The sequence below is a fragment of the Mesorhizobium sp. M7A.F.Ca.AU.002.02.1.1 genome (assembly GCF_003998535.1).
Lineage (GTDB): Bacteria > Pseudomonadota > Alphaproteobacteria > Rhizobiales > Rhizobiaceae > Mesorhizobium > Mesorhizobium ciceri.
Window position 1 is genome coordinate 1 of sequence record NZ_RZPB01001171.1, and the last position, 1,319, is coordinate 1,319.

Here is a 1,319-nt window from a genome sequence, read left to right on the forward strand (position 1 = left end):
GCGACCAGGCAGGAATCCGTCCGGCTCGGCCTGCTTGCCCTTAGAGACCACGCGCCGGGGCAGGTTCTGATCCACGATGCCGTGCGTCCGTTTGTCGATGCGGACCTGATAGATCGCACCATCGCCGCCATCGGCGAGCGCGAGGGCGCATTGCCCGCTTTGCCCGTCGCCGACACGCTGAAGCGCGAGTCGGCCTCCGGCGTGGTTGGCGAAACCGTTTCGCGCAGCGGTCTTCACGCGGCGCAAACGCCGCAGGGCTTTCCGTTCTGGCCCATCCTTGCCGCGCACGAGAAAGCCCATCATCTGGGAAAAATGGATTTTACCGACGATGCCGCGATCGCCGAATGGGCGCATATTCCGGTCAAGATCGTTCCGGGCTCGCCGGACAATGTCAAACTCACCTGGGCACGGGATATTGCCATGGCGGACCAGCGGCTTTCCGGCGAACGTGTGCGCTTTCCCGACATCCGGACCGGCAATGGCTACGACGTCCATGCTTTCGAGCCCGGCGACCATGTTACACTGTGTGGAGTCGCCATTGCACACGACAAGAAACTGTCCGGCCATTCCGACGCCGATGTCGGTCTGCATGCTCTGACCGATGCGTTGCTGGCGACCTGCGGCGCCGGCGACATCGGTACGCATTTTCCGCCGTCCGACCCGCAGTGGAAAGGCGCTGCATCGCGGATCTTCGTCGAGCATGCGGCAGGGCTGGTGCGCGAGCGCGGCGGCCGCATCGCCAATGCCGATATCACGTTGATCTGCGAAGCGCCGCGCGTCGGCCCGCACCGCGAGGCGATGACGGCAGCCCTGTCGCAGATGCTGGCAATTTCCGCGGATCGCATCTCGATCAAGGCGACAACCAACGAGAAGCTCGGCTTCGTCGGGCGCGAGGAAGGCATTGCGGCGATCGCCACTGCCAGCGTGGTGTTTCCCGGCGAGGTGCCGGAATGACCAACAGCGACCTGGCAAATGCCTTGCTGCAAGCCTGCCAGAAACGCGGCATCATGCTGGCAACGGCGGAAAGCTGCACCGGCGGCATGATCATCGCGGCACTCACCGACATCGCGGGCTCGTCCGCCGTGGTCGATCGCGGCTTCATCGCCTATTCCAACGAAGCCAAGATGGACATGCTCGGCGTTTCCGCCGCCACGCTCGATGCGCATGGGGCGGTTTCGCGCGAGACTGCGATCGAAATGGCGACAGGCGCGCTTACCCGTTCGCGCGCCGGGCTGACCCTGGCGGTTACCGGGATCGCCGGGCCTGGCGGCGGTTCGGCGGAAAAACCGGTCGGCCTGGTCTGGGGCGGGGTTGCGCTG

The 1,319-nt window shown here is 65.3% G+C and carries 2 protein-coding genes; both read left to right on the forward strand.

All coding sequences use genetic code 11. The annotated features are described in order from the left end of the window. The coding region (locus EN879_RS36180; protein ID WP_127274723.1) for a bifunctional 2-C-methyl-D-erythritol 4-phosphate cytidylyltransferase/2-C-methyl-D-erythritol 2,4-cyclodiphosphate synthase at positions 1 to 954 on the forward strand (954 nt) is incomplete at its 5' end. Beyond that, on the forward strand, positions 951 to 1,319 hold a 369-nt coding region (locus EN879_RS36185; RefSeq protein WP_164774851.1), incomplete at its 3' end, for a CinA family protein. The genes EN879_RS36180 and EN879_RS36185, both read left to right, overlap by 4 nt.